This window comes from Shewanella sp. S23-S33, from assembly GCF_043359565.1.
GTDB classification, from domain to species: domain Bacteria; phylum Pseudomonadota; class Gammaproteobacteria; order Enterobacterales; family Shewanellaceae; genus Shewanella; species Shewanella oncorhynchi.
Map to the genome: position 1 here is coordinate 1 of NZ_JBHFFD010000016.1, position 8,450 is coordinate 8,450.

An 8,450-nucleotide genomic window follows, 5' to 3' on the forward strand; every position below is an offset into this window, starting at 1 on the left:
ATCGAGGGCGCATGCACGTACACGAGTAAATCCATATCACCAGAAATACCACGGCAGGTAATCACTTCGGGGATCGCTTGGAATACGTGTACCACATCGGCGCAACGTGGACATTGATGCTGGATTTCGAAATAAGCCGATACTCCTTCTTTTTGCGACTCACTCAAGAGCACTTGATAGCCACGGATCACTCCAGTTTGTTCGAGCTTTTTTATGCGCTCGGCAACTGCACTACGGGATAGATTGACCTGTTCGGCGATATTCGACACGCTCTGGCGTGCATCCTGACGCAAACTATGAATGATGGCCGTATCGAATTTATCCAAGGGTGACTCCAGTGAAAATGGCTATATTGAATCTGTGTGTTATTTTTCCATTGGTTTGAATAACCACAGAATTTGCTGAGTATTTTTGCTTAAAATTTTACCAAAATTTAAGCTGGCCGTCATTTTGATGGAAATAACGTTATTTGCCGCGATTTTGCCGGTATTGGACGTGGAGAACACTGAAATTAACGGCAGATTGTAGGGCGAAATCTCATTATACTGACAGCTCAAAAACCACAGAATATTAACAGATGAATTCAAATAGCGGAACTATAGGTCGTTGGCAAGGTGCGGGTTTAATGGCGACCACTTTGCTCGGTACAGGGGTATTTATTTTGCCTCAGATGACTATTGAAAAAGCGCATTCTGGCGCCTTAGTCGCATGGATCTTGTTAACCTTGGCCATTATTCCAGTGGCACTGGTCTTTGGTCGTTTAGCGAGTGTATTTCCCCATGCCGCAGGCCCCGCTTACTTTGTCGAAAAAGCCTTTGGTCGCACTGCTGGTCGAACAATTGGACTGATCTTTTTACTGGTTGTGCCCATGGGGGCGCCGGCCGCGATTTTGATGACCTTCCAGTTTGTGAATGCCTTAATACCGATATCGGGTTGGTCCAAGGTTGGTGTTGAAATACTCGTGATTTTTGGCTTGTTTCTGATTAATTTAAGAGGCATCCAAGTGTCGGCTAAGCTGCAATTTGGCCTGACACTTTGCATTGTCGCCGTTGTTGTGGTCTTGTTTGGTGCGAGTAGTTTTCAGCAAGGTCATCTGACGACACTTGTTAGCCATGGTATGCCTGAAATGCCGACCGTGATGATTGCCGCTGGCATCGCTTTTTGGAGTTTCTTGGGTATAGAAGCTATGACCCATCTTGCCGATGATTTTCGTCGTCCGCAGCAGGATATGATCCCCGCTATGATGATGGGCACAGTGCTGGTGGGCGTGATTTATGTGGCTTGTACACTTTTACTGCTATTAGTGCCGACAGATAAAAGTGTCGCCATGATCGGCGTATTTGACCAACTACTCGGTGGTTACGGCGCACAAGTGATTGGTGTGTTAGGTATCGCAAGTGGATTGGCAACCGTTAACGTGTATGCGGCCAGTGCGGCACGTCTGGTCTGGAGTTTTAGTTGTGAAGGCATTTTACCGCGCTTCTTTGCCGTTAAGAATGCCCACGGAGTGCCCATTCGAGCACTTGCTGCGCTGTTATCTGTGATGGCAAGCGTGATTGTACTGACTTACCTTACCGGGCAAGAGCTAGAGCACCTTATCGCATGGAGCAACGGCGTATTTGTGGTGATCTATTTGATGGCTATGCTCGCTGCCGCTAAGTTATTACCACGGCACAATTGGCCGCTGGTGGCGCTGGGTTGTGCGTTTTGCTTAGTATTAGGTTTTGCCCTAGGTGCAAGTATGTCCTACGTGCTTGTGTTGATCTTAGTGGTCGCGCCATTTTTGTGGTGGCAAAAGACCCATATTAGTCGCAAACAAAGTTTGGCGTTACCTGAGTAATATTCGCCCCCTCTGGGGCTAAATCAACATGATGGGTTAATTAAAAAAGCCCCGAACTCTTTATTGTCATAAGAGTTTGGGGCTTTTTTGTGTGGCTTAGTGGATTTCGAAACTGGATAAGATAGAGTGCGATTAAATTGCATGAAATAAAGAGGTAAACCTTAAGTCTGATGGCCGCCAAGCTTTGTTGCCGAAGGACTGCACATTACTGATATTTAATGTATCTCGGTGAGCGAGGCGATAACTTGTGTTCTATATTTTGATCATTCATACGGAAGGAGAATAAATATGGATTCAGCTGCGTTGCTCAATCGTGTCGATGAGTTACCTAGGTTACCTAAGGCGATCAGTGAATTGTTAGATGCGGTCAATGATGACAATGCGACAGTAAAAAGCATTGCCACTAAAGTTTCACACGACCCCTTAATCAGCGCTAGGGTGTTACGCCTTGCTAATTGTGCCCACTATGGACGCAGTCGAGAGGTTGGCACTATCGATGAAGCTGTTGTGCGTCTTGGGATGCAAACCCTACGAACCTTAGTGCTCGCATCGGCGGTGATTGGTGCTGTCCCTAAGTGTGAAGGAATAGATTTAGCCCAGTTTTGGGGGCAAACCTTTGAGATTGCGCTTTATAGTCAAGAAATGGCAAAGCGTTGTGGCGCAGTCCCAGAAGAGGCTTTTACTTGCGGTATCTTGCATCGTATTGGCGATCTATTGATTGCGGCAGTATCGCCTGAAGATGCGGCGAAAATTGCCGAAGCTGTGGCGCAGGGCAAAGATAAGCATCAGTTTGAGCGCGAGTTACTCGGATATGATTCCCCGGATATTGGCGCATTACTAGCGAAAAATTGGAAGTTTACACCAGCGTTAGTGCAAGGCATTTTGTATCAAGACCACCCTAAGGATTCAAACCCATTTTCAAAACTTGCTGCGTTATTATGCTTATCTTACAAAGTTCTAGATGAGTGGGATACGATTGAGGATGAGGAGAAAACCAGTTGGTTATCTCAATTAGCGACTAAGAAAGGATTGAAGATGGAGATGGGCGGGCTAAGGACTAAGTTGACTGAATTACACGGTTCGGGATATGAAATCGGTAAAGCGTTAGCTTAGAATTTTGTTTCGCTTAGTTTTTTGGTGAGTAGGGTGGCAATAAAAATATTTTTAGCCAAAGAGCGATATCAATTTAGTCTTAAGAAGACCATCGCGTGAATGGGGAGCGGGTGTTTCGCATTCACGCTTTTTTATGGGTTTTTGTTGATTTGCACTTTGACTGAATAGTGGATGTGGCTAACCAGTTTGTTGGGTTGCAGCTATGGCAAGATTACGCATTTGGATCAACTCGCTGTGTTTGAGGTGCAACAAATCGGCGGTGCGTCGAATGATCTGGTCTTCATATTGGGATAGCTGGCCATCAGCGTAGGCCAGTTGCCACATTGCGAGCAACAATTGCTGCTTTTGCGCTAGGCTAAATTCAGCGTTAATGGCTGAGGTGAATTCAAAGAGTGAGGTTGCGCTTCCTTGTACGCTTTTAGCTTCATCAATCAGTATCTTAGCGTCTATTTCTGACATTGATAAGGTATCGGTTAGCATCTTCGGTAATAAGGCTTCTTCCTCTGCCGTTAAGGTCTCATCGGCAAATACGACTTCAAGTAACATACTCGCTGCGGCCAGTTTAAGTTGATGTGCCTTGTCTTCAGGGGAGACTGCTTGAGTATGAGCTTCAAAAAATCGTTTTAATTTCGCAATCATATTTGGCGGTTCTCATGCTGGAGGGAATATAAAGTAGAGTCGATTGGGAAGTGAAAGTTCACCCTAAACCTTGTATTGCTTAGGGTGAGGTAAGACTGAATTACAGTAGCGAGTTCAGACCTTTCACCAGTAAGTCTGAGGTGCCTTCAGTGCCATTGGTATCTAAGTAAGACTTAGCTATGTTGATCATTGGCATTGCTAGATCTTTAGAAATGCCCAATTTTTCAAAGGCGTCTAAAACCATAGCACTGCCTTGCAGTGATGAACCTAAATCACCCGCTTTGGATAATAAGCCAGAAACACCCGATTTTGAGTCCAATTTAGGCGCAGCGGCGAGCAAACTATCGGCATTAGGAATGCTGGCAGCCAGTTTTGAGTAGTCGGTTGTTCCTAGGCTTGATTGCGCTAAGCCTAATAAACTGCCTAAGCCACCTTCGGCTTGAGTTTGGTTTAAACCCAATTGTGACATGACGCTGCCAACTAAATCATTCGACTGAGTTGCCGCTGCTGTAGTGGTCGCTTTTTCAGTTTTGGCTTGAGTTCCTGCCAAGTTATCTAACCAGCCTGCACTGGCGGGCGCCGCTAAAATACAAGTGCTGAGGAGGATAGAGAAGGTCAGAGTGTGTTTCATATGGAAGCGTCCTTTGATGGTTTGCGCACGAGTTCGCTGGACAGTTTAGCGGGTTTGTCACTTTTGTTGCAGTAGTTTTCTGTGATTTACGGTTCACACTGGTGATTTCTACTGTGCATTGCCAAGGGATTTTCGGTATCCTTAGCGGCAATTCTAAGTGTTAATTCATTTCAATTATTTGGAAAGTCGCATGTCACTATCCGCAATTTTGTCAGAAGCCTATAACTTCTTCCGTAATCATCTGGCGCAACTCGCTATGCTGACGATCCCATTACTCTTGATCCAAGTGGGGATCCAGTTATGGCTTGGTATAGAGATGAGTAAAGTTGATCTAGAAAACCCACAGTTTGGCGCTCCGCATATGATCGCCATGATGCTGTTACTACTTACATTTTCGGTATTAATTGCCGCTTTGACTCTGTTTTTAGAACTGCGCTCACAAGGGCATAGTCCTTCAGCGGGAGTGGTGTTGAAGGCGAGTTTACCTTTTGTTCCACCATTATTATTGGCTGGGGTGTTTTCTGGTCTAGCGATTTTAGCACCAGTGATGCTGTTTGCCGCCTTCGGTCCTGTGTGGCTGGTAGGATTGGTAATTAGCTTCTATCTCTTTGCGCGTTTAGCCTATGTGAACTTTATGGTTGTGGTTGAGCGCTTAACACCGCTAGAAGCGATTAAGGGTAGTTTTAGTTTTAGTGGCCCTATCGTACTGAAAACCATTGCATTATTGATGTTATATTTACCACTCTCAGTCATAGGTAGCCAGCTTTCTGGGTTAGCGTCCATGGGCGGATTACCTGTGCAAATGTTAGCGGATACTTTTATGTCTTTTATTGGATTATTCGTTAACGTCGCTTTGTTCCGCTTATATATGGTGTCGAAAAAACCAAGCGTCGAATAGTGCAACATCAATTCAGCCTGTAGGGAATCACTCATGGGGACGAAAACAGTCATTAAGGATAGTGAGTTTATCCACGATTTTTCGGTCTCCTTGAGTGATGATTACCTCAAGGCGAAAAGCTATGTGCAGGATGTACCGACACAGTCGCTACTGCACATTCGCAGTTTTACCCATAAACTTACAGAGTTACTGGGACAAGATAAGCAAATCGCGTTTTCGAGTCCGAATTTATACGATAGGATCGAACAGCTAAATCAGCGGCGCGTGATTGATGTGAAGACCACTCGTGCCCTGCATCGATTGCGTGCCGACGGTAACCGCGGCGCTCATCCTGAGAAATATCATCTCACCCAAGAACAATTACTCGCGCTAGCGCAAAAATCCATTAAAGATGTTCTGACTTTAGTCGAGCACTTGTATCCTAAGGTTAAAGGTCGAGTTGCCCCTGACTACTGTTATGAAGCGACTGACGCTATGACGGTGAGGGACTTGTGCTACCGCGCTGTGATGGAAGATGACCCGCAAGCGCAGTATTTGGTGGGGATATCGTTTAAGACCAAGGCTTTGATACTGAAAGAACAAGAACTGCTCAAAGAGCAAGAACTTGTGGCTGAAGCCGAAGCTATATCAAGCCAAGATTTATCCACAGTTTCACCTCTAAATACCATTTCTCACATTAGCGCAGCTGACAGTTTTGCCCGAGCGGCCTATTGGTTTTCCCTTGCGGCACCTAAGCACATGGAAGCCTTACATGAGCATGGCGTAGCACTGATCCACGGTTATCAAGGCGCGCCAGAAGTGGCTAAAGGTGAACAGATCATTGCCACTGCAGCAGCAGCAGGTGTGGTCAATGCGATGGCGTTATTGGGATATTTTTATCTTGTAGGCAGTGAGTCGTTTCAACCCGATAGCAAGTTAGCACAGCAATACTTACAAGGTGCTGCAGATGGCGAGCAAACCGAAGCGATGGCGAATTTAGGAGTGTTGCATTACCAGCAAAAGAACTTAACTCAAGCCTATCATTTTATAAGCAAAGCCGCGCAAGCAGGTTATCCCCATGCCCAGTATCATTTAGCATTAATGCTTGCCAATGGAGATGGTTGTACTCGAGATATGATTGCCAGTGAGCATTGGATGGCCGAAGCTGCCGAGCAAGGACAGCTCGATGCTATGCTCACGCGGGCGCAGCATATGCTCAATGATGACAATGCCTTTGGCAGTGATTTGACTCAAGCTGAGGATTATTTGCGCCAAGTGATCAAATATAGCCACAGTGTGCCTGCGATGATTGAGCTGAGTATGGCACTGGCCGACGGTATCTTAGGGCGAATTGATGTCGTTGGATCTGCGGCTTTACTTAAGCTGGCACGGCAAAATGCCAATAAAAAAGAGGCGGATATTATCGAGCCTCTGTGGCGTTCACTGGTATTACAGATTGAAAATGTGCTTGAGGTAACCCAAGATCCCGCCGAAATTCATAGCCTTAAACGCGCGCAGACCTTACTCGCTTGAGCGCAGTTTTGCTTCGATTGAACTAGTGTTCATCCTCTTTATGCTCAAAAGTGCGCCCTTGATGGCGTGTCGCATTAGATTCCCTAACAATAGTGTCAGATCCATAAACCTGACTCTGCGGCTCCTCTGTCGCGTGGGCATGCTGCGTTGCGTTTGCCTGATTAAATTTAGCCAACTGACGTGCCATATAAAAACGGCTAAATAGGACTAAACAACCGAGCGCAATGGCGCCAAATAAGAGCACGAAGGGCAATAAAAATAGTGATAAACAAATTAGGCTAATGCTAATTGCCATCGCTAACCAAGCCCGTGGGCCAGAAATTCGGGTCTGCAGTGGGCTCTGTTGGAACTGTTGATAAATCATAAGAACTCCTCGATAGGCAGTGGACATTTAGTGTGCAATAGCGAGTGCGTCTAGGTCACGTTAATCTTGATTAATTTACTTTATTTTACTCCAGAGGCCATTTTGGTGTTGCGCATTACTTTGATATGTGATCGCATATCTATCTATCTATCTATCTATCTATATGTTGTTGCTCGAATAACGGTTGGTTAATTATATGTGTTTGCTAAAATCTTTTTGATGTAAATCTGAGCAATTTCTTTGCTAACTGTACAGAATATGAGAAAATTCAGCTCAAATTTAACTGCAGTTTTAACTCAGTTAGCCGCCTTATTATATTGGTTGTAAATGTTCGTTCGACCCGCTCAAACACCCTCTTGTTTCACTGCTTTGTTAATTAATTAGACGCCAACATGAACTCATATTCGCTCAAGCAAAAAATTCTGTTCTCTGTCGTGGCAGCCCTTTCACTCGTGATTGGTTTGTTGTCATGGCAAAGTTATTCCAGCCAAAAATCCCAGCTGTTACAAAACAGCCTAGAACAAGTGCAGCGCTTAGGTGAACAGCAGGCTGAGCGGATCCAAGAATGGTTGGCTGGCCGCCAAGATATTATGGGAGCCCTGGCGAACAAAGTTGAAGGTGACAGCCTCAATACACTTCAACAAGCACAGGCATCGGGCCGTTTTCAGCTGACCTATTTTGGCTCTCAAGCAGGGCAAATGTTGGATTCTGATCCGAGTATTGATCGTACGGGCTATGATCCTCGCAGCCGCCCTTGGTATCAACAAGCCATCAGTGAGCGCGGTCTTATTTTGACAAAACCTTACGTGGATGTTGCCTATAACATTCTGGTTGTGACTATGGCACAGCCTACCGCACAAGGTGTTGTGGGTGGTGACTTATCTATCGCAAGCCTAGTTGACGGTGTTAATCGGATGAAGTTACCGGCAAACGGTTATGCCATCATGATGCACAAAGACGGCACTGTGATCGCTTATAAAGATCAAGCTAAGACGATGAAACCTATAGGTGAAATCGACAACGAGCTTAATCGCAACTTACCAGAACAGAGCCGTGCAGCGGGCACTCTGTTGCCTATGTATTTTGAAAATGAAGGACGTGACAAATTAGTCTGGAGCGTTGATATCCCTAATACAGATTGGGAATTAGTGTTAGTGCTTGATAAGGAAACGCTAGAAGCACCATTGTCTAACCTATTACTCACTCAATTGGGTCTCTCTGCACTCGTACTGTTGCTGAGTGTATTAGCCATTTCTTGGTTAGTTGGCATGTTACTGGGTCCTCTGAGTCGAGTATCGCAAGCTCTTGCGCGTATTGCCGATGGTAATGGTGATTTAACTCAACGTATTTCTGTCGACACTCAAGATGAAGTGGGCGTGCTTGCCGACAGCTTTAACCGCTTTGTGGGCAGTCAACATCAGCTGATCAGCCATATTCGCCAATTAGCGAATGA

At 45.5% G+C, this 8,450-nt stretch carries 9 protein-coding genes; 5 read left to right on the plus strand and 4 right to left on the minus strand.

The genetic code is table 11. The features are described 5' to 3' along the window. Window positions 1–326: Lrp/AsnC family transcriptional regulator (locus ACHA99_RS04770; protein WP_393941371.1), on the minus strand; the 326-nt coding region annotated here is incomplete at its 3' end. 251 nt (window positions 327–577) lie between these two features. On the opposite strand from ACHA99_RS04770, the gene yjeH reads away from it, so the two are divergent. Continuing rightward, the gene (gene yjeH / locus ACHA99_RS04775; RefSeq protein WP_393941373.1) at window positions 578–1,840 is read left to right on the plus strand and encodes an L-methionine/branched-chain amino acid transporter; all 1,263 of its coding nucleotides are present in this window, start codon (window positions 578–580) and stop codon (window positions 1,838–1,840) included. 288 nt (window positions 1,841–2,128) lie between these two features. After that, entirely contained in the window at window positions 2,129–2,953 is an 825-nt protein-coding gene (locus tag ACHA99_RS04780) for an HDOD domain-containing protein (protein WP_131525752.1), read from the plus strand. A gap of 177 nt (window positions 2,954–3,130) precedes the next feature. Here the strand turns inward: ACHA99_RS04780 and ACHA99_RS04785 are convergent, their stop codons facing one another. Together ACHA99_RS04785 and ACHA99_RS04790 are read right to left on the minus strand one after the other, a co-directional pair. Further along, entirely contained in the window at window positions 3,131–3,592 is a 462-nt protein-coding gene (locus ACHA99_RS04785) for a TerB family tellurite resistance protein (RefSeq protein WP_393941375.1), read from the minus strand. A 100-nt stretch (window positions 3,593–3,692) separates the two neighbouring features. Continuing rightward, window positions 3,693–4,223, minus strand: a complete 531-nt coding sequence (locus ACHA99_RS04790; protein WP_168827259.1) for a DUF2780 domain-containing protein — start codon at window positions 4,221–4,223, stop codon at window positions 3,693–3,695. A gap of 190 nt (window positions 4,224–4,413) precedes the next feature. Between ACHA99_RS04790 and ACHA99_RS04795 the strand changes: the two genes are divergently transcribed. Beyond that, a complete protein-coding gene (locus ACHA99_RS04795; protein ID WP_105250588.1) occupies window positions 4,414–5,121 on the plus strand; it encodes a hypothetical protein in 708 nt (235 codons plus the stop codon). A gap of 33 nt (window positions 5,122–5,154) precedes the next feature. After that, window positions 5,155–6,633 carry a DUF4145 domain-containing protein gene (locus ACHA99_RS04800; protein ID WP_393941378.1) on the plus strand — a complete coding sequence of 493 codons (1,479 nt, stop codon included), beginning with the start codon at window positions 5,155–5,157 and terminating at the stop codon, window positions 6,631–6,633. Window positions 6,634–6,655: 22 nt separating this feature from the next. Here the strand turns inward: ACHA99_RS04800 and ACHA99_RS04805 are convergent, their stop codons facing one another. Next, window positions 6,656–6,997, minus strand: a complete 342-nt coding sequence (locus ACHA99_RS04805) for a hypothetical protein (RefSeq protein WP_393941380.1) — start codon at window positions 6,995–6,997, stop codon at window positions 6,656–6,658. A 392-nt stretch (window positions 6,998–7,389) separates the two neighbouring features. On the opposite strand from ACHA99_RS04805, the gene ACHA99_RS04810 reads away from it, so the two are divergent. Continuing rightward, on the plus strand, window positions 7,390–8,450 hold a 1,061-nt coding region (locus tag ACHA99_RS04810; protein ID WP_393941382.1), incomplete at its 3' end, for a cache domain-containing protein.